The sequence below is a fragment of the Massilia sp. TWP1-3-3 genome, assembly GCF_049897805.1.
In the GTDB taxonomy this organism is placed as follows: domain Bacteria; phylum Pseudomonadota; class Gammaproteobacteria; order Burkholderiales; family Burkholderiaceae_D; genus Telluria_A.
The window spans coordinates 1-24,230 of record NZ_JAFCWX010000035.1 but is presented as its reverse complement, the minus strand read 5'-3'; the positions used below and the strand labels follow the sequence as shown (position 1 = coordinate 24,230).

The window sequence follows — 24,230 nt, the reverse complement described above, 5'->3', positions numbered from 1 at the left end:
AGGGCAGCCATTTCCGGCGCACCCGTCGCGCTGCCCGCAGCGCCTTTCAGGCCGCCTTGCGCGACAGGCGGTTCCAGACCAGGAAGGCGGCGCCAGTTTGCAGCAGCATCTGCACCGCATTCGCCGCGAGCAGCGGCAAGGTGCCCGGCACATTGAGCGAAGCCCAGTGCTTGAATGCAGAATTCACATTCATGGCGGCCGGCGTAAAGGCGAGCGTGGAGCCGATCACCACCGCATAAATGGCATACGTCAGCATCAGGGCACGTCTGGGTAGCGGCGCCGCCCGGCACGCCATGGCCCCAAACAGCGGCGAGAGCGCATGCAGCAAAAACGACATCAGCGACGTCTCGCCGCCCGTCCCCAGGTAAAACAGATACGCCGGCAAGGCCACGGCAAGATGAAACAGAAATCCCGCCGCGATCATCAGGGGCACGTCGACAAGCAGCCCGATGGCCAGCACCGCGCTGGTCACATGACTAAGCCATAGCAGTTCGGCTGCCAGCCCGGCTTGCGTCTTCTGAAACACCAGCAGCAGGTAAAGCGCCAGCAAAATAACGCCGCTTATCCGCTTCATCCCAGCCCCCCGGTCAGCGGAAACTGGGCCCCATTCAAATACGTGTTCTCAAGCGCCAGCCAGCGCAACGCGCGCGCCGCTTCCACGCAGGTGCCGGTGCGGCCCAGCGCCGAATAGCGCCGGTACGAGTCGCGCAGCGCCGGGTCCAGCGCCACCGAAATGCCGCCATCGAGCACGCCCACCACGGCCAGGTTGACCAGGATGCCTTTCGGCCCCAGCTCCTTGGCCAGCGCCAGCGTCAGCCCCCACATGGCCGCCTGGCTGGCCGCATAGTGGGCGGGCGCGGGGACCGGATGCAGGCCGTCGATGGCCGCCACCAGCACCAGCGCGCCGCGCAGGCCGCGGCGCTCCATCTGCTGCGCGCATAACAAGGCGGCGCGGCCGTGCACGGCGTTGACCGCATCCCAGCTGGCGGCGGTAATGGCCCCCAGCAGCGCCACCGGGGCCACGCCGGCGCAGTGGACAACCACGTCGGGCAAGCGGCCGTCGCGCGCCAGGGCGTCGAACAGCAGGGCGACCGCGTCGGCGTTTTCGAAATCGGCCGCATACGCCGGGTAGTCCAGTTCGCAGCCCAGCGCCGCTGCGGCCTCCTGCTGGCGGTGATAGGTGAACGCCGCCTGCGCGCCGACTGCGCGCAATTCGCGCAGCAGCGCCGCGCCAAGTGCGCCGCTGCCGCCCAAAACAAGTACGCGTGTCATTGAAGGTCCCATAGATAGTCGAGCGCCTCGCCAATGGCGCGCGCGCACGCGGCCAGTTCGGCGTCCGGCGTGGTATACGGTGGCTGCAGACGCAGCACCTGCCACGCGTGGCCGCAAATCTGTGCAATGAAGCCGGCCTTGTAGAGCCGGTGCACAAGCATCATCCCGATGGCCGGTTGCGCGGCCAGTTCCGGCGCGCCCAGGTAATCGAACTGGTAGCACGGATGGTCGGGCGCCTGCAGCGCGATCCCGAGCAGCAAGCCCTTGCCGCGGATCGCGCCGACCAGCGGCGAAGGCGCGACATGCTCGTCGAGCGCGGCGCGCAGCAGATGGCCCTTGCGCGCCACTTCATCGATCATGGCGTCGTCGAGCAGCTCCAGCGCCGCCAACCCCGCCACGCACGCGAGCGAGTTGCCGCCGAAAGTGGAAGCATGCACCTCGGCCAGCGCCAACTGCCCGTACACGCGGTCGAAAATCGGGCGCCGCGTGAGCATCGCCGACAAGGGCATCGCGCCGCCGCCCAGCGCCTTGCCCAGCGTGACCGCGTCCGGCTGGCGCGGCCACGCGCCGCTGTCGAGAAAATGGCCGGTGCGTCCCATGCCGGTCTGGATTTCATCGGCAATGAGCAGGATGCCATCCGGCCCGGTGCCGCCGCACAGTCGTTCCAGGTAAGCCGGATCGGGCACGCGCACGCCCGCCTCGACCTGGATCGGTTCGATGACGATGGCCGCCAGTTGCGGGTCGGCCAGCGCGCGTTCGAGCGCATCCATGTCGCCGGCGGGCAGCGCATCGACTTGCGGCAGGTGCGGCCCAAAAATGTCGCGGTACGGGCCGGCCTGCATCATGGCTACGCTGCCGAAGGTGCAGCCGTGGTAGGCGCCCTTGATGCAGGCAATACGTGGCTTGCCGGTGGCCCCGCGCGCCAGCTTGAGCGCGGCCTCCACCGCCTCGCTGCCGCCGCTGGCGAAAAACGCCGCGTCGTAGCCGCAACGCTGCTCCAGCCTGGCCGCCAGCAGGCCGGCGAACGGGCTGATGCCGGACGGGTAGATCGAGGGCGAGGCGCCCTGCAGGTAAGCAATCAGCGCCGCCTCCACCGCTGGCGAACGGTGCCCGAAAGCCTGCGTCCCCCAGCCGGAGAGCAGGTCGGTATAGGCCATGCCCTCGGCGTCTACCAAACGACCGTCTACAACCTGGTCGAGCAGATAAGGCTCGCCCACCAGTTGCGCGCGCAGCGCCACCAGCGGATTGACGAACGCGCGAAATTCCAGGAAACCCTGGCGCAGCTGCGCGTCCATTACAGGCCTCCGTCAAAGGTCAGGCGCGCGCCGCTCATGAAGCTGTTTTCGTCCGACACCAGCCAGGTCGCAAAGGCGGCGGTTTCCTCCATCGACCCGGGGCGCCCAAGCGGGCAATGCTTGTTGTAGTCTTCACGCCGGTGCAAGGGCGCCTGCTGGCCCAGGCCTGCGGACAGCAAGCCGGCCGACAGGTCGTTGACGGCGATCCCGTAACGCCCCACTTCCTTGGCCAGCGCCCGCGTGAGTCCTTGCAGCCCCGCCTTGGCGGCGGCGTAGTGCACCGGCGCCTCCACGATGCGCTCGCCCGCCACCGAGCCGATGTTCAATATGTGGCCTTTTTTAGCACGCAGCATGGGCCGCAGCGCGGCGCGCGAAAAAATGTACGGGCCCTTCAGGCAAGTGTCGAGTACCGCGTCCCAGTCGTCTTCCTCCAGCAGCGCAATGGGCAGCACCTGCATGATGCCTGCGTTGTTGACCAGCACATCCAGCCCGCCCCAGGCCGCGACGATGGCGTCGACCGCCGCTTTGGCGTGCGCGCTGTCGGTCACCGAGCCCTTGAACACCAGCACCTGCGCGCCCAGTTCAACCAGCATCGCGCGCGTGATGTCGGCCTGCTCGTCGTCAGTTACGTAGGTAAACGCCACGCGCGCGCCGGCGGCGGCAAACGCCAGGCACATTGCGCGCCCCAGGTTGCGCGAGCCGCCCGTCACCAGGCAGCGCTTTCCCGCCAGCCGCAGCGCGGGGGAAGTCGGTTCAGTTGATGTTGATGTTGATGTTGATGTCAATCTCGGTCCTTGATTATTCAGAGCGCATGCGCGTGCTCAGGTCGATCAGCGAGCGCGTCGTGGCGCCGTTACCCAGCGCCTGCGAAAAGCCGCGGCACAAGGTCCAGCAGTCCTGGCAGGTGGCCACTGACGCCAGTCCGCTCATTTTGGCGATGATCGCTGTCAAAGGCTCGTCGCGCACATTGCCGACCACGGAATCGATGCGTTCAATGCACGGCGAGACGTTGCCCAAGTGGTCGATATTGAATGACTGCTCGCCCGCATGGCAGGTTGGCATCGGCCCGCGCTCCACAAACGCGTCCATGCGTTCGAGGTAGTCGCGAAACGTGCGCATATGCGCGTAGCGCTGCCACAAATCCAGCATTTTGGCGCTCAGCGATTCGTCGGGCAATTGGTCGCCATCACTCTTCCCGCGCCGAAAACCGTCGGTCGAGAGCAGCGTCACGCAGTGGCCCACGCCGCGCGCCGCGCTCAACTTCAACAGCGGCTCGACGTCCTCCTGGTTTTCCTTCATCAGGATCGTCATCACGTGCACCTGCGCCCCGCCGTGCGGCGCCTGTGCCTTGAGAATATCGACCGCGCGCCAGGCCTGCTCGAACGCACCTTCCAGGCGGCGCTTGGCGTCGTGCCGGGCCGCGTCGGCAAAGTCGATCGACACGCCGACCTGGGTCACGCCGGCCGCATACAGGGCGCGCGCTTTTTCTTCGGTGACGTAGGTGCCGTTGGTGTACAGCACCGGCGCGTGGTGCTGGCCGAAAGCGCGCACGATCTCGACGATGTCGGGCCGCAGCAATGGTTCGCCGCCCTCAACCGACACCAGGAAGGTGCCGATTTCCGCCAGCTGCGCGGCCACCTTTTGGTAGTCGGCGACCGTCAGTTCAAGCCTGGGCGCCACGCCGTTGGGCCAGAAGCCGCAGAACGAACAGCGCATATTGCAGCGGTTGGTGACCTGGACCAGCACCTGGAACGGCTGCTTGCGCAAAATACCGCCCACAAAGCGCAGGTCGCGACCGGCGCGCGCCATGAAACCCGGTCCCTGGGCACCCTTCAAAATCGCCATTTGTCTCTCCATTGGCTGCCGGCCCTGCGCGTGACGTCGGCCACGATGGGCGCAATGCCGCGGTACTCGTCCAGGATGGCGCCGAGCGTCTCGATCACCATGTCGATTTCTTTAGCGCCGATCGTCAGCGCAGGCTCCAGGCGCAGCACGTTCCAGCGCGACGACGACGGCTGGCACAAGATGCCCGCCTCCAGCATCTTGACCGCGACCCATTGGCCGAACATCCCTTCCGACACCTTGTCGACCAGCGACGGCGCCAGCTTGTCCAGCCACGAGCTGCCGGTCGGCCCGAACTCGATGCCCACCAGCAGACCTCGCCCGCGCACGTCCTTGACCAGCGGATGGCCATGCAGGCGTGCCTTCAACCCGGCCAGCAGTTGCGCGCCGCGTTCGGCGCTGCACGCGACCAGGTTCTCTTCGTCGATCACCTCCAGCGTCTTGAGGGCTGCGGCGCACGCAAAGGCATTGCCCTGGTAGGTAGAGCCATGCAGGTCGAAGCGGTCCGACTTGCCGTACGCCTTGTCGAACCAGGCGCGCGACGTGACCGCCACCGATACCGCCGCAATGCCGCCGGAGAGCGCCTTGGCCAGGCACAGCACATCGGGCACCATGTCTTCGGCCTGGTGCGCGAACAGCGTGCCGGTGCGGCCGAGGCCAGTCTGGATTTCGTCAAGGATCAGCAGTGTGCCGCGCGCCGTACACAGCTCTTGCGCAGCGCGCAGGTAGCCGGGCGGCGCCAGCACCACGCCGCCTTCCGCCTGCAGCGGCTCGAGCACGAATGCCGCCGGTTTGTGCGCCTTGAGCGCCCGGTCGAGCGCAGCCAGGTCGCCAAAAGGCACCCGGTGGCAGCTTGACAGCAGTGGCTCGAACGGCTCGCGCAAGCGCGCCGCGCCCATCACCGACAAGGTGCCCAGGGTGGTGCCGTGAAAGCCGCCGTCGCAATAGACAAAATCCGTGCGGCCGGTGGCGGCGCGCGCCAGCTTCAAGCCCGCTTCGACCGCTTCGGCCCCACTGCTGGCAAACAAGCTTATTTCCAAAGGGGGCGCCAGGCGCCTGGCCAGCGCTTCGGCCAGCGCCGCGGCGCCGGCGGCCGGGCCAGTCAGGCAAAAATGCATGACTTGTTCGTCCAGCAGCTGGTGCAATCGCGCGACCAGCTTGGGATGGTTGTGACCCAGGTTGACGGCGCCAAAGGCTGCCAGGCAGTCAAGATAGCGCCGTCCTTCGCTGTCCCACACCCACACGTCGCTGGCGCGCGTCATCACGCGCCCGTATCCAAGCACGCCGAGCAGCTGGATGAACGAAGGATTGACGTGTTTGGCGTACGCCATGGACACCGGGTGTTCGCTTTGCCTCATGCCGCTCCCAGGCCAAGTTCGGTGCGCAGGCGCGCATCGGTCGACGGCCGCCATATTTTTTGATCGAGCCAGAAGTGATGGCAAAATAGGCCCCAGTAAATGGCCAGGAATACCTGCGCCGACATGCTGCCTGGCGCCGCGCCCAGCGGGGCGCCCCCGCGCGCGACGCTGATGGCCACATACAGCAGCGAGACGCCGAGCATGACTGCATAAACTGTCAGCGGCGTCCTGCCCAAGCCACCCGTACGCCGGCGCTCGGTCGCGATCACGATGCCGATGTACTGCAAGCCGTGCACCGTGCCGCTGACCAGCGTGGCGGCCATGAAGACATGCTCGGGCGTGAGCGGATTGGCCAGCAGCGGCTCGCGCAAGCCGACCACGAACAATGCAAACAGCGTGCTGCCGGCGGCAACCAGCAGGCCGAACATGCCGGGCGCGAGCGCACCGTGGCGGCGCCAGCGCGCAATCAGCCGCGCCGCCCACGCCACCATGGCCAGCGCCAGCAGCGCGCCGGGAATCAGCAGCATTGCCGACGGCAGCGCGTCGATGCCCAGCAATTGGCGGTTGGTCGGGTGCGCAACCAGGAACAGCCCAAAAGCACCCCACAGGACGCCATGCAGCAGCAGCGTGTCGAACCTGCGCTCGGCAGCGTTCACTTGCCCAAGGCGCTGGTAGACAGACATGATGCCATGATGCTGACGCACAGCGTGATGGAACGACCACAGCGCCACGGCGCCCAAAAAAAGCTGAAACGGCTCCGGCCTGCCCGACAGCCACGACACCAGCAGCAAGGTCGGCCCCGGCACGAACCACAGCAGGCTGGTGACCAGCAGGCGCGCGCGCTCACGCCGGAATGGAGCGTCGATATAGGTGCGCCGCCATGTCGCGCACAGGTGCGGGCCTTCTACCAGCCAGATCCAGGCAAACCACAGCGGCAGCACCGTCGCGGGAGCGGCCAGCATCAGCAGGCCGGCGGCCAGCGCCACGACGGCGCTGCCGAAAAAGAAGCAGGCATCGAACAGCGGAGCGCCGATCCAGCGCGCTTCAGGACGGGACACGGTTCCGTTGTTCCTGTTTGCCGACGACCAGGTGAACAAACGTCTGCACCGTGAACAGGCTCAGTATCTGCGCCGGATGCAGGCCGGGCTTGATCCGCGCCGCCGCTTCCGGCATCAGTTCGCGCAGGCGCGCCAGGCCCGCTTCCGAAATCACGCCGCCCGGCGCAAATTCGTCGTCCGACATGTCGCCGCGCGCGGCCCGTTCCAGCTCGCCGCGCGTAATCTGGATATCGTAGGCGCGTTCAAGTTTGAAGACGATGTCGAGAAAGTCGAGCGACTCCGCGCCCAGCCCTTCAATCAGGCTGACCGTCGGCGAGACCGTGGCCACGTCAATCGCCAGCGATTCGGCCACGATGGCGCAAATGGCGTTTTCAATATCCTGCTGCTGTACATCCTTTGTCATTGCGTCGCTTCCTCGGTAAGTTCGTCCTCGTACCAGCGCACTACGCGCCCCAGTGGTTTGCGCGGCTTTTGTGCAGGCGGCTCTCCCGCCGGGTAGCCCAGCGCGATGGCGCCGACCATCTGCCACGGTTCGGCAATGCCGAGCAGCGCGCAGATGCGGTCGCGCGCGATCATCGGCCCGGCCATCCAGCAGCCTCCCAGGCCGCTGGCGTGCGCCTGCAGCAGCAGGTTCATGACGGCGGCGCTGGTCGAGCAAAGTTCGGCCTGCATCGCCCCTGCCGTGTGAAAGGCAGCGGGATCGGCTCCGCCCGAAGCCAGCAGGTTGGCGATCAGGTCCGGGTATTGGCGGTACTGGGGAATGATGATGACGGCGGCGCTCAGTAGCGGTTCGTGGAAAAAGTCGCCGTAGTTGCCAAAGTCTTCTGCATGGTGGCCGCGCTGGATCACCGCCTTCATTTCCTCGGCGCGCACGCGGACCGCTTCCACGATGGCCGCGCGCAGCCGGCTGGAACGCACCACCGCGAACTGCCACGGCTGGCGGTTGGTCGCCGACGGTGCGCTGGTTGCCGCCAGCAGCAATTTTTCCAGCGTTTCGCGCGTGACCGGACGGTCCGAAAACTCGCGCGTGCTGCGCCTGGAGAGCAGCCAGTCCAATGTCGTCTGTTCGTTCATTCTGCCTTGAAGCCTCCGTCGACATTCCACACCTGGGCAGTGACGTAGCTCGCTTCGTCGCTGCATAAAAAGCCCACTACCGCCGCCACCTCGCGCGCGCTTCCGACCCGCTTGAGCAGAATGCGCCTGTTTAGTTCATCAGGCGCAAGCATGCGAATATCGCGCGTCATGTCGGTCTCGATGACGCCTGGCGCCACGGCATTCACGCGCACGCCGCGCGGCGCCAGCTCCACCGCCAGCGCCCGCGTAAATGCTTCGACCGCACCCTTGGAGGCGGCGTAATTGCTCTGGCCGCGGCCGGGCCGCGTGGCAGCGACCGACGACAGGTTGACGATCACGCCGCGCCGGCGCGACACCATGCGCCGGGACGCCTCGCGGCAGCAGTTGACGACGCCGCCAATGTTGACCGCGAAAACAGCGTCGAAGTCGGCCGCTTCGCTCGCGCCCAGCAGCGTGTCGCGCAGCACGCCGGCATTGCAGACCAGGACGTCGAGCTGGCCGAACCTGGCGTCGATCGCGGCGAACATGGCGCCAACCTCGCCGGCGTTGGCCACGTCGGCGCGCAGCAGCAGGCATTCGGCGCCAAGCTCGCGCACCTGGCGCGCAACGTCTTGCGCCGCCGCTTCGTCGCTACGGTAATTGATGACGATGGCAAAGCCCTTGGCCGCCAGGTTGAGCGCAATCGCCGCGCCAATGCCGCGCGAGGCGCCGGTCACGAGCGCGGTTTTTTGCGGGACGCTCATGCCAGCTCCACGCGGATGATGCCGGCCAGGCCGGGCGCGCCGGCGCACAGGCCGATGGCGGAGCGGGCAGTGGTGGCTTCGGCCTGCATCAATGGCCGCAAAGGGCCGCCAGCTGCGCGCTGCAAGCCTGCAATTGGCGGCAGCATCCGGCGCCGCAACAGCTCGGCCAGCGCGATGGTTTGAACAACTGAGGAAGCCGCGCCGATTTGTCCCATGGCGCTCATGATACAACACAGCGCAGCGTCGTCGCCGGTCACTTGGGCCGCCGCCAGGCGCTCTTGCGCATCGTACTCGGGGCGCGCCAGTCCGGCGCCATCGACCACGTCGCCGGGCTGCGCAACGGCACGCACCAGGCGCGCCAGCGTGCCGGCCAGTGCTTCGCCCTTCTCGCCGTCGGCGGCATCTTGCGCCTGCACGCAGGCGATGCATTCGCCTTCGCCGGGGCGTTGCAGCACCAGCGCGGCTGCCGCTTCGCCAGGTACAAAGCCGGCCGCGTTAATATCATACGGCGTAGCAGGGCTGGCCGCGCCGGCCACGCACGCGCCGCGCGCGGCCAGTTCCACCAGCGTTTCCGGTTCGATCAGCGAATCGTAGCCAACCACCAGCGCGACATCGACCGCGCCGGCGGCAAGCGCGCGGATGGCCGCGCCCAGCGCTTGTGCGCCGGCGTTCGCGCCGCCATAGGTTGCCCCTTCACCGCGCGCGCCCAGCTCCTGCGCGGCAATCGCATGAGCGTTGTTGGACAGGTGCTGGAGCATCCAGAACGGATGCAGCAGGTCCAGGCCGCAGTTCCAGGCGTTGGCGCCGCCTACCTCCTGCCGTTCAAAGGCCGGCATCAGGTCGTCCCAGTGGGCGCGCAGCCCGCCGTAGCCGAAAAACAGGCCGACCCGGTCGCTGCCCTTGATGCCCGCGCCGGCCAGCGCCTCGGCCGCCACTGCCACCGCGTGCAGGCCCATGCGGCGCAAGAAGCGCGCGTTGCGCGACGGGGCCACCGACTGAGGCATCGCCGCCGCCAGTTGGCAAATGTAGGCGCTGGCGTCGAAGCGCGCGTTCACGGCTGCCGCGCGCTCGCCCGCCAACAGACGGTCGACGACCTTGCCAACGCTGGAGCCGAGCGGCGTGCGCCACGCCGAGCCAATGATCGCCGCTTTCAGCATGGCCGGCCCAGTATCAAAGACACGTTCTGCCCGCCAAAGCCGAAGGAGTTGCTCAGCACCGCGTCGACGCGTGCCTCGCGCGGCGCTTCACCGATCACCAGCACGTCGCAGGCGGCGTCTTTCTGAAGATGGTTGGCGGTGCCCGGCAACAAACCGCGCTCGAACGCCAGCAGGCAGGACGCCGCTTCGATTGCCCCCGACGCCGCCATCAGATGTCCTATCGCACCCTTGATGGAACTGACGGGGAGGATGTCGGCGTGCGCACCGAACACGGCGCGAATGGCGCGCGCCTCTGCCGCGTCGTTGAGCGGCGTGCCGGTGCCATGGGCGTTGATGTAGCCAAGCGCCGACGGGTCAAGCTGGGCGCGCGCCAGCGCCAGCTGCATGGCGCGCTGCGCGGCGGCGCCGTCGAGCCGCGGCGCCGTGACCCGGTACGCATCCTGCGTGCTGCCGTAGCCGAGCACGCGCGCCAGCACGCGGGCGCCGCGGCGCGCGGCACGTTCCTCGGACTCCATGACGAACATCGCCGCGCCTTCGCCGATGACCAGACCGTCGCGGCGGCGATCGAAGGGCCGGCATGCATCGGCCGCGGCGCGCGGCGACGGCGCGCCAAGGCGCGACATGCCGCCCATCCCGAACGGGTTGACCATCGAATCGGCACCACCGCACAGAACGACGCTGGCGGCGCCGCGTTCGATCAGCGAAGCCGCGTGCGCCAGCGCCAGCGTGCCTGCAGCGCAGGCCGAGGCGTTGACGATGACGGGGCCGTCAAGCACCAGAAAGTCGGCGACGATGCGCGAACCGAGGTCAACGTCGGAACGAAAGCGAAGCGCCGCGCGACGGTCCCCCGCTTCTTCCCGCCAGTCGATACACCCGTCGTGAAAATAGGGCGCAAAGTCGTCCATGAAGCCTTGCTCCAATCCCAGCGCCATCACCAGCGATGCTTCGCGCTCACCCGCGCCGCAACCGGCCATGCGCCACGCTTCGACTGCAGCCAGCAGGCCAAAGGCGCACTTGCGGTCGCGCCAGGCGCCGGCCAGGTGATACTGGTCCAGCAGCGATCTTTGCGCACCGGTGTGCGCATGCAGCCAGTCCGGGCCGATGGCGTTCACGTCCACCTCGCACGCGACTTTGGTTTCAAACGCGCTCGCATCGAATGAGCGGATCGGTGCGATGCGGCTGCCCCCTTGCGCCAGGCCGCTGAACAACTTGTCCAGTCCCACGCCAAATGCGCAGACCGCACCGGCGCCGGTGATGACCGCACGCGTCATGCCATGCGCCCCATCACGGCCAGGCCGATGCCCCCGTCGATGCCCGCATTGAGCACGAACGCGCGCCGCCAGTGCCCTTGCCGCAGCAGGTCGAGCGCCGCGCACCATGCGAGCGAAGGCGCGGCGGCCAGCGCGTCGCCCAGAAAAATGCTGGCGTCAACAACCGTGGCGCGCGTGCCGTGCAGCGCGCCATACAGTCGATCGCGCGCGCCGTTCCCCCACGGCGCCAGCACGATTAAATCGTCGCTGCCGGCATCGGCCAGCTCTTCGCCGGTCAGCTTGAGCGGCGCCTTGGCGTAGGCGCGGACGCTATGGAAAGCGGTCTTTTCCAGGCGCGCCAGCGCACCGTCGGCGCTGGCGGACAAAGCCAGCACGCCGGCCCCTTCGCCGGGAATAAAGCCCTTGGCCGGATAGCCGTCGCGCACCAGTTGCGCCCACGTGACGGGGTGCATGGCCGAGTCGGCGCCACCGGCCAGCGCGCGAGCGCATTCGCCGGCGGCGATATGCCAGCGCGCTTCGGCCAGCGCCGCCACGGTGCCGGTTCCGCGCGAATAAAAGGCGCCGTTGGCGCCGCCCGTGCCGTTCAGGATCGCGCCATGGCACAGCGTGAAGTTGTTCATCAGCTGAAAGGCGAACAAGGGGTTACAGGCAGCCAAGCCGGCGCTGCCGAAGCGCGCTTGCGAAAATTTGCGCTCGGCGATGCTTTCGGCCAGCATGCGGTTCAGTTCATCCATCGCGCAGCCCGACGCGCCGACGCCCAGGTACAGCGCCGTCTCTTCGCATCCGTGCTGCGGCCATGCGGCGTCCAGCAGTGCCAGGCGCAGCGCCACGGCCGCCAGCCGCGCAGGGTGCGACATCAGCTTGCGCGAGCGCGCATCGACATCGATCTGCGCGGGAATGGCCGGCACTTCCGCGCCGATGACGGTGCCATGGGACTCGCCCAGTTGCCGTGACGGGGCAAAGACGGTGGCATCGGCAGGCGCGCAGTCCATGACCGCCTGGCCCAGTTGGCGCCAGTCGAAACCGAGCACGCTGACCGCCGCGGCCCCGCTGATATAGACATCCCTCATGCCATCGTTCATGCGCAGCGCCTCGCCACAATACTGCAGTTGGCGCCGCCAAAGGCAAACGCATTGACCAGCGCTGCGTCCACCGTCTTGCGCAGCGCGCGCCCGAACACGTGGGGCAGCGCGCAGGCCGGATCGGGCTCGCGCAGGTGCGCCGTTGGCAGCACCAGACCGTGGGCAACGGCTGCATGGGCGCACAGGAAGCCGAGCGCACCGGCGCCGGCGATCCAGTGGCCGAGCGCGCCCTTGACCGAACTGACATGGGCGCGCTCGAGGTGCGGCCCCAGCACGCGCTGCAGCGCGAGCGCTTCGACCGCGTCGTTGAGCGGCGTCGAGGTACCGTGCGCCTGTACGTAATCGACCGCATCGATTCCCGCCGATTTGAGTGCGGCGCGCATCGAACGGGCCGCGCCCTCGCCTTCCGGATCAGGCGCGGTCAGGTGATGGGCATCCAGGCTGCGGCCCTCGCCGGCCACTTCGACGCTGGCCGCGCCCTGCTCGCGCGACAGGATCACAATGGCCGCGCCTTCGCCCACGGCAAAGCCGTCGCGCCGCACGTCGAACGGGCAGGACAAGCCGCGCGCGGTGAGCGCGCCGATGCGGCCGAACCCGGCCAGCATCATCGGATCGACGTCGGCGCCGACGCCGCCGCAAATAGCCACGTCGCACACGCCCAGCCGGATCGCGCGCGCCGCCTCGGCAATGGCGCTCGCGCCCGACGCGCAGGCCAGCGAGATCGTCACCGCCGGGCCTTGCGCATCGAATTCGCGCGCCAGCGCCGAAGTGACGGCGGCCGGTGAAATGATGGAGGCGTCGAACTGCGCCGCCAGGGGTGCGGCGTTGGCGCCAAATTGCCGATGGTCGAAGCGCGCGCCGCCGCCTGCGGCGCGGGTCAGGCCGAGCAAGGTGGCAAATGGCGCGCGCCCGGATTCGGCGCCCAGGAAAATGCCCGTGCGCTGCGGCGGCGGCGCGTTTTCATGGAACCCGGCGTCAGTCCAGGCTTCGCGCGCGGCAACCCGCGCCAGCGCCAGGCGCCGGTCGCCCGTATGGACAAAGCCGTCGATGGCCGCCGCCACGGTCGAGGGGAAATTGGTGACGTCGAACGCGCGCACTGGCCCCACCGCAGCGCGGCCGTCGGCCAGGGCGCCGAGCGAGGCCGGCCAGCTTGCGCCAAGCGCCGTGATGGCGCCCACGCCGCGCACAAACACGCGCGCTGCGCTCATGGCTCTTCGGCCGAGCCGGTGAGCCACACATTGAGTACTTCGCGCCGCCGCGCCAGCAGCGTGGGGTTGGTGACCTTGGCAAAGGCAAACGCCAGCTCGGCCTCGGCCACCAGCTTGCCGTCTACCCGCGCCAGCGCGCGCACCTGGCCGCCGTCTTCATGCACCACGATGCCCAGGCATTCGAGCTCCATCTTGTCGCCGGCGCGCACCTGGTGGCGGAACTTGGCCCGGTCCACGGTCACCAAGAGGGCATGCAAGTCGTGCCGCCCGCGCTCGCGCATGCTGGCCTCGACCAGCACGCCGCCAAGCTGCGCCATCGATTCGATGATCATCGCGCCGGGCATGACCGGGTGGCCGGGAAAGTGGTCGGCGAATATATCATCTGACAGCGACACGCACTTGACTCCCGATGCCATGTGGGGCGGCTTGAGCGCCGTGATTTTGTCGAGAAGTATGTACCGCATCGGCGCCGCCCTTGTGCCCAGGTTGAATTGCTAATCTCACTAATATGATGCAATTCAGGTTAGGATATCCTAAAGTCAACACTTTATACCAGCAGATCATTGTCGAAAGGTTCAGATGGAATGCACAAGCTGTGACACGAGTCCCGTCCGCAAGGACCGTACCCACACTTTTTTCATGCACGAGATGGCCATCTGCGCCGGCTGCAGCACGCCAATCGAAGCGCGCGTGGTGCTGCGCGACGAACAGGTGGTCAAGCTGATTCACTGCGCCCAGTGCGGCCGGTCCGAGCAGCTTGTGTCCACCGATGCCAAGGCCTACGTGGCGAGTTTTCTGGCGCGTGGCGAGGTCCCGCCCGGCCACGAGGGCGACCACGTCTTCAAGCACACCACCTCGACCTGCCCCGGATGCCTGGCGCTGCTGCCGGCCGACGTGGTGATCCGCGACGGCAAGGTCTACTTCCTGAAGAACTGCGCCACCTGCGGGCCGTCCGAAGCGCTGGTGTCCGAAGACGCAAAATACTACGTGGACGCCTATTCGTTCGCGCGCGCCGGCGCCGAGCCGCTGGTGTTTTCAACCGAAGCTGACCAGGGCTGCCCGACCGACTGCGGCACCTGCGGCGACCATGAACAGCACACCTGCCTGCCGATCATCGAAATTACCGACTACTGCAACCTGGAGTGCCCGGTCTGCATCGTCAACAATACCAACGCCAACCACCTGTCGAACGAATCGTTCGCGCGCATGATCGACACGCTCGTAAAAAATGAAGGCCAGGTCGAGTCGATCGCCTTGTCCGGCGGCGAGCCAACCAGCCACCCGCGCCTGATGGAGCTGGTCGCGATTGCCACGCGCGAGGAAATCGGGCGCATCGTCATCATCACCAACGGCTTGCGGCTGGGGCGCGACCGCGCCTTTGCCGAAAAAATCAAGGCCAGCGGCGCCTACGTCGCGCTGCAGTTCGACGGCTTTACCGCCGACACGCACGAAAAGATCCGCGGGCGCGACCTGTGCGACGAAAAGAGCGCCGCGCTCAAGATGCTCAAGGAACTCGACATTCCGACCCAGATCATTTTCGTGGCCGCGCGCGGCGTCAACGAACACCAGATCGGCCAGGTGGTGGAAATGTTCCTGAAAGAAGACCACATGCTGTCGCTGAACTTCCAGCCGGTGGCCTTTACGGGCGCCGGCGGTGGCCAGTTCGCGCACGACCCGATGGACCGCCTGACCATTCCCGGCGTGATCAAGCGCATCGAAGAGCAGACCGGCGGCGCCCTGCTGGCGAGCGACTTTGCGCCCCTGCCCTGCTCGCACCCGCAGTGCGTCTCGCTCACCTACCTGCTGCGCATGAACGACGGCAGCCATATTCCCTTCGGCCGCTTTGTGGACTTTCGCACCCACGGCACCTTGCTGCGCTCGTCGGCCACGCTGGGCGCCTCGCCCGAAATCCACGACGCCATGAGCGACGTGGTGCATGACGTCTTTGCCCGCCAGGATGAGATAGAACGCTCGGGCGAGATCCTTGGTGCGCTGCGGCGCGCAATCGACGTCATGTTCCCCAACCGGCCGGTGAGCGCCAAGGAAGCGATCCATTTGGGCGAAAAACAGGCCAAGTCGATCTTTTTGCATCATTACATGGACCGCCACGATTTCGACCTCGAACGCCTGCGCAAGTGCTGCCACCATTATCCGCAGGTCGACGGCAGGATCATGCCGGCCTGCGGCTTCAATATGTTCCACCGGGGCGCGGCCAAGGGGCCGGAGACGGAACTGGCGGCCTGGGGCAAAAAGCCATGGACTACGGACGCGCCGGCGCAGATCATCCAGTTTCACCGTACTGACACGCGCCAGGCCTTGACCGGCATCGGCGTGAACGAGACGCCCGCGCGCGCGCCGCATTCGATCGGCCTTGGCGGCGCCAAGCCGGTGGTGCTCACGGACAAGCTGAAATAATGGGCATCCTCGACAACCGTACCGCACTGGTCACCGGCGGCTCGCGCGGGCTTGGGCGCGCGCTCTGCTTTGCCCTGGCGCGCGAAGGCGCCAACGTGGCGTTCAACTATTCGCGCTCAAGCGCCGAAGCGGCCCTGGTGCTGGAACAGCTCAAGGAAATCGGCGTCAAGGCATGGGCGTTCCAGGTCTCGGTGCTGGACAAGGCGGGCCTGCACGCGATGGTGCGCACGATTGAAAAGGAAGCGGGCGCGATCGATATCCTGATCAACAACGCCGGCATCGGCCAGGTGGTGCCGCTGGCACTGATGGAGGAGGAAGACTGGGACCGCATGATGAACACCAACGTCAAGGGCGCCTTTCTGACGACCCAGGCAGTGCTGCGCGGGATGATCCACCAGAAGCGCGGACGCATCCTCAATATCAGTTCGCTCGCCGGGGTTAAAATGATGCAGGCGCCGGTGCATTACAGCGCGGCTAAGGCGGCGCTGAAAGGCATGACGGAAGCGCTGGCCAAGGAAGTGGGCCGTTACGGCATCACCGTCAATTGCCTGGCGCCGGGCGTGCTGGACGAAGGCGTGAGCAGCAATGTGCCGGTCGTCAAGCAGCAGGAATACCTGCGCCATTGCGCGCTGGGCCGGCTGGGTACGGTCGAGGAAGTGGCCGAAGCGGCTGCATTTTTTGTATCGGATAAAAACAGTTACATGAGCGGCGCCACCGTGGTGATCGACGGCGCCGTCTGACAAGGAGCATTCCATGACCAAGATTTTCTTATGCATGCGCGCGGCACTGGTGGCCGCGGCCCTGCTGGCCGGCGCGCAGGCAGGCGCCCAGGCGCCCAAGGCGGGCGACGCCTGCTATAAGCGGGTCTTCGACAAGACCGCCAGCACCGGCCGCTGGCGCGTGATGGAGTGCGTCAAGAATACCAACTTGTATTTTCAGGTTGAATTTCGCGACAGCGAGCTGCACGAATTTTCATCCATGGTCAAGTTTGCCGGCGACGGCATGGGCGACGACAACAATAACTACACCGTGGTCGGGGGCGACAGCCTGGCGATCGACATCATGTCCGAGCGCGGCGGCCACGTGATTTTCCTGCATCCGGTAAGCGCGGCCAAGGAGCTCTCCAGCGTGGACGTGGCATACATGAATCCGGATGAAGGCGGCAAATTCAACCTCAAAAAGAGCGGCAATACGCTCCGCTTGACCACCAATGAGAACGACATCGCGATCGCCATCGGCCCCGATGGACGCCTTAAAAACGTGACCAGGCCCGCTCCGCAGAAATAGCGCCAGGGACAGGAAATCGACAAAAGTGCTACCCTGTTCGTGATCCATTTTCCACCTACCCGAGGAATGACATGAACGTATTGATGGTACTGACTTCCCACGACCAGCTGGGCGACACCGGGCACAAGACCGGCTTCTGGCTGGAAGAATTCGCCGCGCCGTATTACGTGTTCAAGGACGCGGGCGCCAGCGTCACGCTGGCCTCGCCCGCCGGCGGGCAGCCCCCGCTGGACCCGAAAAGCGATGCGCCCGAGTCGCAGACCGCCGCCACCGCGCGCTTCAAGTCCGACCCTGCCGCGCAGGGCGCGCTGGCGTCCACCGAGCGGCTCGACAAGATGGCCGTTGGCGCCTTCGACGCCGTGTTTTATCCGGGCGGCCACGGGCCGCTGTGGGACCTGGCCAACGACGCCGCGTCCATTGGCCTGATCGAAGCGACTTTCGCGTCCGGCAAACCGCTGGCCCTGGTGTGCCACGCGCCGGGCGTGCTGCGCTATGCCAAGGGCGTCGCGGGCAAGTACCTGGTGAGCGATAAAAAAGTGACCGGTTTCACCAACACCGAAGAAGAAGCGGTCGGGCTCACCAAGGTCGTACCGTTCCTGGTCGAGGATATGCTCAAGGAAAACGGCGGCTTGTATTCCAAGGGACCGGACTGGCAATCGTACGTGCTCACCGACGGCAACCTGGTCACCGGCCAGAATCCCGCATCGTCCGAAGAAGCGGCCAAGGCGGTGCTGACGCTGCTGGCCAAGGCCACGCTGTAAAAGTCGCCATGGGGCCGGTGCGCGTACAATGCGCGCACCGGTCGCTACCTGGAGACACCAATGAGTTTGAAAATATCCCGGATCCTGCACGCCGGTTACGTCTTCGAATGCGACGGCGCGCAGATCGCCTTCGACACCATCTTTGAAAACCCCTTCAGCCGCAATTGCCACGCCTTTCCCGACGTGCGCTTCGACCAGGCGCTGATCGAACAGCTCAAGTTCGACGCCGTCTTCATCTCGCATTTTCATGACGACCACTGCTCGCTCGAAAGCCTCGCCTTGCTGGACCGGGCAACGCCCCTGTACATCTACTGCCTGTACGAGGAACTGTTCGCCATGGTGCGCCAGCTGGGCTTTTCCAGCGTCCATGCGCTGGCGATCGATACGCCCGTCACCGTCGGCCCGTTCGAGGTCATCGCGCGCGTGGCGCTCGACGCCGAAGTCGACTCCATGTTTCAGGTCAAGGCTGGCGGCCTGAATGTGCTCAACGTCGTCGATTCCTGGATCGACCCCGAGGCACTGCCCGAACTGGCGCGCCAGGGGCCGTGGGACATGGTGCTGTGGCCATTCCAGACCATGCGCGAGCTGGAAGTGCTCTCGCCCTCCAGGGCGGCGCCCGCCGCGCCGCAACTGCCGCCCGACTGGATCGACCAGTTGAAGGTACTGGCGCCGCGCTACGTGGTGCCAAGTTCCTGCCAGTTCCTGCAGGAGCCGTGGTCCTGGTACAACCATGCCTTTTTCCCGATTACCTACCTGCAGTTCCAGCACGAGATTGAAGCCGCGCTGCCGAGAACAAAGGTGGTGCGCCTCAATCCGTCGGTGTCGGTACTGCTCGACGCGACGTCGCTGCGCCCAAGCAAACCGCTGCCCTGGGTGCTGCCGGTCGGCGAGCAGGACGTCGACTATCGCTACCAGGCCGGCACCGCGCCCCCGCCCACGGCCCTCATCGCCACCCGCTTTGCGCCCCTCACGCCCGAACAAAACGCGCGCGTGATCGACTTTTGCCAGGCAGGCCTGCTAGACACATACCGCGCCATGGAACTGCCCGAAGAGAGCTACTTTGAAGCGCCGCGGGTGTGGCGCCTGTCCATCTACGACCATGCGGGCCAGGGTACCGAGTTTCATTACCGGGTCGAAGGCGACACCATCAGCGCACTAAGCGCTATCGCAGAACCGCTGGCGTGGACCACCGAGATCCCGGCTGCAAAACTGTACGCGGCGCTGGAACTGGGCGAATCGCTGACCTCGATGTACATGCGCATCAACGACGTGGTGTTCGAGGCCGCCGTGGAAGCGGACATCGCCAGCGCCGAAATCATCGACGACCCGCTGATCCGCTGCCTGTTCAACGATGTCTTTGGCGCCTACCAGGCCGCCCAGCTGCGCCGCCTACAGCCGTAAGTGCGACGCTGTGCCGGCCCCTGGCGCCGGCCCGGCCACGTACGGCAGGCGCACCGTGAAGGTACTGCCCTCGCCCTGGCCCTGGCTATGGGCCGCAACGCTCCCCTCATGCAGTTGCACCAGGCTGCGCACCAGCGCCAGCCCGATGCCAAGGCCGCCCTGGGCGCGGTCGGCGGTGCGCTCGGCTTGCGCAAACAGCTCGAAGGCATTGGCCGAGAGCGCCGGCGACATGCCGATTCCGTTGTCGGTGACGATGATCTGGACCATCGCCGCGTCCACCTCCATGCGCAGCGTAATGCGCCCGCCGTCCGGCGTGTACTTGGCGGCGTTGTTAAGCAGATTGGTCAGCACCTGCACCAGGCGCTTGTGGTCGCCGAGCACGCACGCCGCCTCAAACGGCAACTGCACGGCCAGCTGATGGCGCCGCGCGTCGATCACCGGTTGCACCTGCTCGAGTGCATCCTCGACGATGCGGCGCGCATCGAGCACCTGCCTGTCGATCAAGACCAGGCCGCGCGTGACGCGCGAGACGTCGAGCAGGTCGTCGACCAGGCTGGTGAGATGCCTGACCTGGCGCGCAATGACGTCGCTGCTCTGCCTGACCCGCTTCGGATCGTTCGCCGTCAGGCGCAGCAGGTCGGCCGCCGCACTGATGGGCGCGAGGGGATTGTGCAATTCGTGCGCCAGCATCGCCAGGAATTCATCCTTGCGGCGGTCCGCTTCGCGCCGCTCCGAGATGTCGCGGTAATGCACCGCCAGGCCGCCGTCGAGCACCGGCAGCAGCCGGATTTCAAGCCACAAGGTGACGCCGTTTGAAAACGCCATCAACTGCTCGGAGGAGTCGGGAACGCGCGTGGCCATCGCTTTGCGGTAGCGCAGCTCGACTTCGGTGCCGATGATCTCCGGCCAGATTTCCCACACCGTGCGGCCCATTACGTCGCTTTCCGTACGCTGGCCCACGCGCAGGCCGACGGCATTCATCTGCCGGAATTTCCAGTCGCTGTCCATGATGGCGAAGCCTTCCGTCATGCTCTGGAAAATATGCTGGCTCTGGTCGCGCTCGGCCTTGAGGCGGGCTTGGGCGCGCGCGTAGCGCATGCCGGTCCAGGTGCGCTCGGCCATCGACCGCGCAAGCGCAATGTCGTCGTCCGTCCATGCGCGCTGCCCTGCCTGGTACAACTCGACCACGGCGAGCACCTGCCCGGCCTGCACAAAGGGCACGCTAAAAGCCTCGGGCGCGGCAATGGCCCCGACTCCGGCCGCGGCGCCAATCTGGCCCGCTTCGCGGAACATGACGCGGTCGGCGTGCAAGGCCTCGCACAGCATCGCGCTGGCCGCTTGCGCTATCTCGTCAGGATCGCCAATCGCCCACACCAGCTCGCCCAGTGCGATCTGGAACGCCTGCCTGCGCTCGACTTCTTCAAGCCTGGCCACTTTTTCGTCCAGCGCCTGCCGGGTGGCAATCTGCTCGCTGACGTTGCGAAAATAGACGGAGAGCCCGATGTCTGCCGGATAGACATGCACTTCATACCAGCGGCGGTGATCGGGATAGAAGGCAGTGAAGGTGCTCGCCTTTTTCTCGCGCGCGGCCGTGTGGTATTGGGTTTCAAATTCGCTGCCGGCCAAGCCCGGGTAGACACTCCAGATTGCACGCCCAAGCAATTGCTCGCGTGAAAACCCCAACACATGCTCGGCTTGAACATTGATGTACGTAAACAGCCATTCCGTATCAAACGCAAAAAACGCGTCCGTGATGCTTTCCAACACGGCGTACGCGGCGCCATCGCGCTCTTGCAAGTTGGAAAAATTGGGATGCACTGTCCAGGTCCTTCAAAACGTCTACCAAGATTCCTAGTGTAAACAGGATTTCCAAAGGGCTACGCACGACAGATAAGGGCGCGCTACAATGCCGCTTTGGCATTCAAGGGTGCACGTGCCTCCACTACCGCAGGGCTTTCTTCTGACCCGCCACTGGCGCGACACGAGCGCCGGCACCGAAGTCGATTTCTGGCTCGCGACCGATGACGGCGCGCGCCTGGTGCGCTTGCCCGTGCAAGCGTCGGTCGCCTTTATCCCCGCCGAACAGCGCGAGCAGGCCGACGCCGTGCTGGGCGACGAACGCGGGTATGAATTGCGCGCGCTGGCGCTGTGCGACTTTCAGCACCGGCCCGTGCTCGGGCTGTACTGCAGCCAGTACCGGGTGCTGCTCAAGCTGGCAAAGCGCCTGCGCGAGCACGGCGTGGATGTGTATGAAGCCGACATCCGCCCGCCCGAGCGCTACCTGATGGAGCGCTTCATCACCGCGCCCGTCTCGTTTGGCGAGGGCGCGCTAAAACCGGCGCCGCTGTACCGCCCGCAGCTCAAACTGGCCTCGCTCGACATCGAAACCACCGCCCACGGCGAGCTATATTCGATCGCGCTGGAAGGCTGCGGCCAGCGCCAGGTCTACATGCTTGGCCCGCCCAACGGCGGCGACGAGGTGCTCGACTTCGACCTTGAATACTGCGCCAGCCGCGCCCTGATGCTCGAACGCCTGAACCAGTGGATGGCGCGGCATGACCCGGACGCCATCATCGGCTGGAACGTGGTCCAGTTCGACCTGCGCGTGCTCAACAAGCACGCCGAACAATATGGCGTGCCGCTGCGCCTAGGCCGCGACGGCAGTGCGATGGAGTGGCGCGAGCACGGCGGCAAGCAGCATTTTTTCGCCGCCGCTGCCGGGCGCCTGATCATCGACGGGATTGAAGCGCTCAAGTCGGCCACGTGGAGCTTTGCCTCCTTTAGCCTGGAGCATGTATCGCAAACGCTGCTGGGCGAAGGCAAGGCGATCGACAACCCCTACCAGCGCATGGCCGAAATCGAGCGCCGCTTTGCCGAAGACAAACCGGCGCTGGCGCGCTACAACCTGAAAGACTGCGAGCTGGTCACGCGCATTTTCGCCAAGACCGAGCTGCTGACCTTTTTGCTGGAACGCGCCAGCGTGACCGGCCTGGCGGCGGACCGCAGCGGCGGCTCGGTGGCCGCCTTCGAGCACCTGTACATGCCCATGATGCACCGCCAGGGCTACGTGGCGCCGAATCTGGGCGACGTGACCGGCGAAGACAGCCCGGGCGGCTTTGTCATGGATTCGCGCGCCGGCCTGTACGACTCGGTGCTGGTGCTCGACTACAAAAGCCTGTACCCGTCGATCATCCGCACCTTCCTGATCGACCCGGTGGGGCTGGTGGCAGGCACGCGCGACGAGGACGAGGACGAGGACGAGGACAATGACGAGGACAACGCGGCCACGGTGCCAGGGTTTCGGGGAGGGCGTTTTTCGCGCCACAAGCACTGCCTGCCGGCGATCGTCACCCAGATCTGGCAAGGGCGCGACGCGGCCAAGCGCGAACAGAACAAGCCGCTGTCGCAGGCGCTCAAGATCATCATGAATGCGTTTTACGGCGTACTCGGTTCCAGCGGCTGCCGCTTTTTCGATCCGCGCCTGGCCTCGTCGATCACGCTGCGCGGCCAGGAGATCATGCACTTGACGCGCAAGCTGATCGAGGACCTGGGCTACCCAGTCATTTACGGCGACACCGATTCCACTTTTGTCTGGCTGCGCCATGCGCACAGCGATGCGCAGGCGGGCGAAATCGGGCGCGCGCTGGTGGGCCACGTGAACCGCTGGTTCGACCAGTACCTGCGCGAGCAATTCAAGCTCGACAACGCGCTCGAACTGCAGTTCGAGACACACTACCGGCGCTTTTTAATGCCGACCATCCGCGGCTCCGAACAAGGCAGCAAGAAGCGCTACGCGGGCCTGGTCACCCGCGCCGACGGCAGCGAGGAAATGGTCTACAAGGGCCTGGAAACGGTGCGCAGCGACTGGACGCCGCTGGCGCAGCAATTCCAGCAGGCGCTGTACCTGCGCATCTTCAAGGGCGAGGCATACCAGGACTACGTGCGCGAGTACGTCCGGCGCACCGCCGCCGGCGAATTCGACGCGCTGCTGGTGTACCGCAAGCGCCTGCGCCGCCCGCTCGGCGACTACGTGCGCAACGTGCCGCCGCATGTGCGCGCCGCGCGCGCGGCCGACGAATTCAACCGCCTGCACGGGCGCGCGCTGCAATACCAGAACGGCGGATGGATCCAGTATGTGATGACGACCGCCGGGCCCGAACCGCTGGAAGCGCGGCGCGCCCCGATCGACTACGAGCACTACCTGACGCGCCAGCTGCAGCCGGTGGCGGACGCGATTTTGCCGTTTGTGCAGGATAACTTCAACGCGCTCACGAGCGCTCAGCAAACCTTGTTCTGAGCGGCTTGGTCGGCGCCGTCAAGCCTTGCGCTCGCCGCGCACGAGCAGCAGGGCCCACGCCGCCAGCATCACCGCGCAGGCGGTAATGGCAAGGTACACCGGATCGGTGGCCAGCGATGGATTTTCAAACACCATGCGCGCGACGTGCGCCCCCGCGAGCAAGGCGAACAGGATACCTGTGGCGATGACGTAGGTGCGCATGGAAAAGCTCCCGTGAGTGCGTTGCCCGTCAGGGAACGGACTAGCGCGTTTCCTTGACGTTGATCGCCACCAGCATCTTGCCGTCGGCACTGACGGTGCAGTTGGCAAGCATGGCCGAGGCCATGCCGATCTCATTTTTCGCCGAAAAATCGATCGCCACGTTCAACTGCCCTTTATCAGCGGGCGTCACGTTGATGGTGCGGTAATCGAGCGTCTTGCGATTGACGGCGCGCGCCTCGATCGTGGCCTTGCAGGTGTCCGTTGCCGCCGCGCGCAGCGGATCGGCCGGCGTCTGCCCCTTGCCGCAAGCCGACAAAACCAAAACAGATAACATCAGCATCATTATTTTCATCGTTTGTCCAATATTTTTTTGCCTAGCGAGAAGTTACCTAGCCTGGATTTTGCATAAAAAAGGGCAAGAATGCCGTAAGTGCTTGATATGATGTGAGTATCTCGAAACACACTAACCAAAACGAACGCCACCTTGCCCGACATGAATTCTACCCCA

General features: G+C 66.0%; 24 protein-coding genes. 6 read left to right on the top strand and 18 right to left on the bottom strand.

Translation table 11 applies throughout. The annotated features are described in order from the left end of the window. Positions 1 to 46 precede the first annotated feature (46 nt). The 15 genes from ACP7D4_RS24310 to ACP7D4_RS24240 are packed head-to-tail and all read right to left on the bottom strand — an operon-like array spanning position 47 to position 13,824. Positions 47 to 574, bottom strand: a complete 528-nt coding sequence (locus tag ACP7D4_RS24310; protein ID WP_426100253.1) for a hypothetical protein — start codon at positions 572 to 574, stop codon at positions 47 to 49. Continuing rightward, positions 571 to 1,272 (bottom strand): SDR family NAD(P)-dependent oxidoreductase, encoded by a 702-nt coding sequence (locus tag ACP7D4_RS24305; RefSeq protein ID WP_426100251.1) that lies wholly within the window; start codon positions 1,270 to 1,272, stop codon positions 571 to 573. The genes ACP7D4_RS24310 and ACP7D4_RS24305 overlap by 4 nt, the downstream gene beginning before the upstream one ends. Continuing rightward, complete coding sequence (locus ACP7D4_RS24300; RefSeq protein ID WP_426211809.1) at positions 1,269 to 2,567, bottom strand: aspartate aminotransferase family protein; 1,299 nt, start codon at positions 2,565 to 2,567, stop codon at positions 1,269 to 1,271. The genes ACP7D4_RS24305 and ACP7D4_RS24300 overlap by 4 nt, the downstream gene beginning before the upstream one ends. Beyond that, on the bottom strand, positions 2,567 to 3,352 hold the full coding sequence (locus ACP7D4_RS24295) for an SDR family oxidoreductase (protein WP_426100247.1): 786 nt from the start codon (positions 3,350 to 3,352) through the stop codon (positions 2,567 to 2,569). The genes ACP7D4_RS24300 and ACP7D4_RS24295 overlap by 1 nt, the downstream gene beginning before the upstream one ends. A 13-nt stretch (positions 3,353 to 3,365) precedes the next feature. After that, on the bottom strand, positions 3,366 to 4,412 hold the full coding sequence (locus ACP7D4_RS24290; RefSeq protein WP_426100245.1) for a radical SAM protein: 1,047 nt from the start codon (positions 4,410 to 4,412) through the stop codon (positions 3,366 to 3,368). Then, positions 4,400 to 5,767, bottom strand: a complete 1,368-nt coding sequence (locus ACP7D4_RS24285) for an aspartate aminotransferase family protein (protein ID WP_426211807.1) — start codon at positions 5,765 to 5,767, stop codon at positions 4,400 to 4,402. The genes ACP7D4_RS24290 and ACP7D4_RS24285 overlap by 13 nt, the downstream gene beginning before the upstream one ends. Continuing rightward, the gene (locus ACP7D4_RS24280; RefSeq protein ID WP_426211805.1) at positions 5,764 to 6,825 is read right to left on the bottom strand and encodes a hypothetical protein; all 1,062 of its coding nucleotides are present in this window, start codon (positions 6,823 to 6,825) and stop codon (positions 5,764 to 5,766) included. Before ACP7D4_RS24280 ends, ACP7D4_RS24285 begins: the two co-directional genes overlap by 4 nt. Continuing rightward, the gene (locus ACP7D4_RS24275; RefSeq protein ID WP_426100239.1) at positions 6,812 to 7,228 is read right to left on the bottom strand and encodes an acyl carrier protein; all 417 of its coding nucleotides are present in this window, start codon (positions 7,226 to 7,228) and stop codon (positions 6,812 to 6,814) included. Before ACP7D4_RS24275 ends, ACP7D4_RS24280 begins: the two co-directional genes overlap by 14 nt. Continuing rightward, entirely contained in the window at positions 7,225 to 7,899 is a 675-nt protein-coding gene (locus ACP7D4_RS24270; protein WP_426100237.1) for a nitroreductase family protein, read from the bottom strand. Before ACP7D4_RS24270 ends, ACP7D4_RS24275 begins: the two co-directional genes overlap by 4 nt. Beyond that, positions 7,896 to 8,642, bottom strand: a complete 747-nt coding sequence (locus ACP7D4_RS24265; RefSeq protein ID WP_426211804.1) for an SDR family NAD(P)-dependent oxidoreductase — start codon at positions 8,640 to 8,642, stop codon at positions 7,896 to 7,898. The genes ACP7D4_RS24270 and ACP7D4_RS24265 overlap by 4 nt, the downstream gene beginning before the upstream one ends. Next, positions 8,639 to 9,799 carry a beta-ketoacyl synthase N-terminal-like domain-containing protein gene (locus ACP7D4_RS24260; protein ID WP_426211802.1) on the bottom strand — a complete coding sequence of 387 codons (1,161 nt, stop codon included), beginning with the start codon at positions 9,797 to 9,799 and terminating at the stop codon, positions 8,639 to 8,641. Before ACP7D4_RS24260 ends, ACP7D4_RS24265 begins: the two co-directional genes overlap by 4 nt. Beyond that, on the bottom strand, positions 9,793 to 11,070 hold the full coding sequence (locus ACP7D4_RS24255; RefSeq protein WP_426211800.1) for a beta-ketoacyl-[acyl-carrier-protein] synthase family protein: 1,278 nt from the start codon (positions 11,068 to 11,070) through the stop codon (positions 9,793 to 9,795). Before ACP7D4_RS24255 ends, ACP7D4_RS24260 begins: the two co-directional genes overlap by 7 nt. Then, a complete protein-coding gene (locus ACP7D4_RS24250) occupies positions 11,067 to 12,152 on the bottom strand; it encodes a beta-ketoacyl synthase N-terminal-like domain-containing protein (RefSeq protein WP_426211798.1) in 1,086 nt (361 codons plus the stop codon). The genes ACP7D4_RS24255 and ACP7D4_RS24250 overlap by 4 nt, the downstream gene beginning before the upstream one ends. Further along, on the bottom strand, positions 12,149 to 13,360 hold the full coding sequence (locus tag ACP7D4_RS24245) for a beta-ketoacyl-[acyl-carrier-protein] synthase family protein (protein ID WP_426100227.1): 1,212 nt from the start codon (positions 13,358 to 13,360) through the stop codon (positions 12,149 to 12,151). Before ACP7D4_RS24245 ends, ACP7D4_RS24250 begins: the two co-directional genes overlap by 4 nt. Continuing rightward, a complete protein-coding gene (locus tag ACP7D4_RS24240; RefSeq protein ID WP_426211796.1) occupies positions 13,357 to 13,824 on the bottom strand; it encodes a 3-hydroxyacyl-ACP dehydratase FabZ family protein in 468 nt (155 codons plus the stop codon). Before ACP7D4_RS24240 ends, ACP7D4_RS24245 begins: the two co-directional genes overlap by 4 nt. Positions 13,825 to 13,999: 175 nt before the next feature. On the opposite strand from ACP7D4_RS24240, the gene ACP7D4_RS24235 reads away from it, so the two are divergent. From ACP7D4_RS24235 to ACP7D4_RS24215, 5 genes are all read left to right on the top strand, one after another. Then, a complete protein-coding gene (locus ACP7D4_RS24235) occupies positions 14,000 to 15,775 on the top strand; it encodes a radical SAM protein (RefSeq protein WP_426211794.1) in 1,776 nt (591 codons plus the stop codon). Further along, entirely contained in the window at positions 15,775 to 16,515 is a 741-nt protein-coding gene (locus tag ACP7D4_RS24230; RefSeq protein WP_426100221.1) for an SDR family NAD(P)-dependent oxidoreductase, read from the top strand. The genes ACP7D4_RS24235 and ACP7D4_RS24230 overlap by 1 nt, the downstream gene beginning before the upstream one ends. A 13-nt stretch (positions 16,516 to 16,528) precedes the next feature. Next, on the top strand, positions 16,529 to 17,062 hold the full coding sequence (locus ACP7D4_RS24225) for a hypothetical protein (protein ID WP_426211792.1): 534 nt from the start codon (positions 16,529 to 16,531) through the stop codon (positions 17,060 to 17,062). A gap of 71 nt (positions 17,063 to 17,133) precedes the next feature. Continuing rightward, entirely contained in the window at positions 17,134 to 17,823 is a 690-nt protein-coding gene (locus ACP7D4_RS24220; protein ID WP_426100217.1) for a type 1 glutamine amidotransferase domain-containing protein, read from the top strand. A gap of 60 nt (positions 17,824 to 17,883) precedes the next feature. After that, a complete protein-coding gene (locus tag ACP7D4_RS24215) occupies positions 17,884 to 19,224 on the top strand; it encodes an MBL fold metallo-hydrolase (RefSeq protein ID WP_426100215.1) in 1,341 nt (446 codons plus the stop codon). Here ACP7D4_RS24215 and ACP7D4_RS24210 read toward each other — a convergent pair. After that, the gene (locus ACP7D4_RS24210; RefSeq protein ID WP_426211791.1) at positions 19,213 to 21,042 is read right to left on the bottom strand and encodes a PAS domain-containing protein; all 1,830 of its coding nucleotides are present in this window, start codon (positions 21,040 to 21,042) and stop codon (positions 19,213 to 19,215) included. The genes ACP7D4_RS24215 and ACP7D4_RS24210 overlap by 12 nt on opposite strands. A 115-nt stretch (positions 21,043 to 21,157) precedes the next feature. Between ACP7D4_RS24210 and ACP7D4_RS24205 the strand changes: the two genes are divergently transcribed. Continuing rightward, the gene (locus ACP7D4_RS24205; protein ID WP_426211789.1) at positions 21,158 to 23,521 is read left to right on the top strand and encodes a DNA polymerase II; all 2,364 of its coding nucleotides are present in this window, start codon (positions 21,158 to 21,160) and stop codon (positions 23,519 to 23,521) included. 18 nt (positions 23,522 to 23,539) lie between these two features. On the opposite strand, the gene ACP7D4_RS24200 is transcribed toward ACP7D4_RS24205, so the two are convergent. Next, positions 23,540 to 23,722 carry a hypothetical protein gene (locus ACP7D4_RS24200; protein WP_426211787.1) on the bottom strand — a complete coding sequence of 61 codons (183 nt, stop codon included), beginning with the start codon at positions 23,720 to 23,722 and terminating at the stop codon, positions 23,540 to 23,542. Between the two features lie 40 nt (positions 23,723 to 23,762). After that, on the bottom strand, positions 23,763 to 24,056 hold the full coding sequence (locus tag ACP7D4_RS24195) for a hypothetical protein (protein ID WP_426211785.1): 294 nt from the start codon (positions 24,054 to 24,056) through the stop codon (positions 23,763 to 23,765). Positions 24,057 to 24,230: the final 174 nt, after the last annotated feature.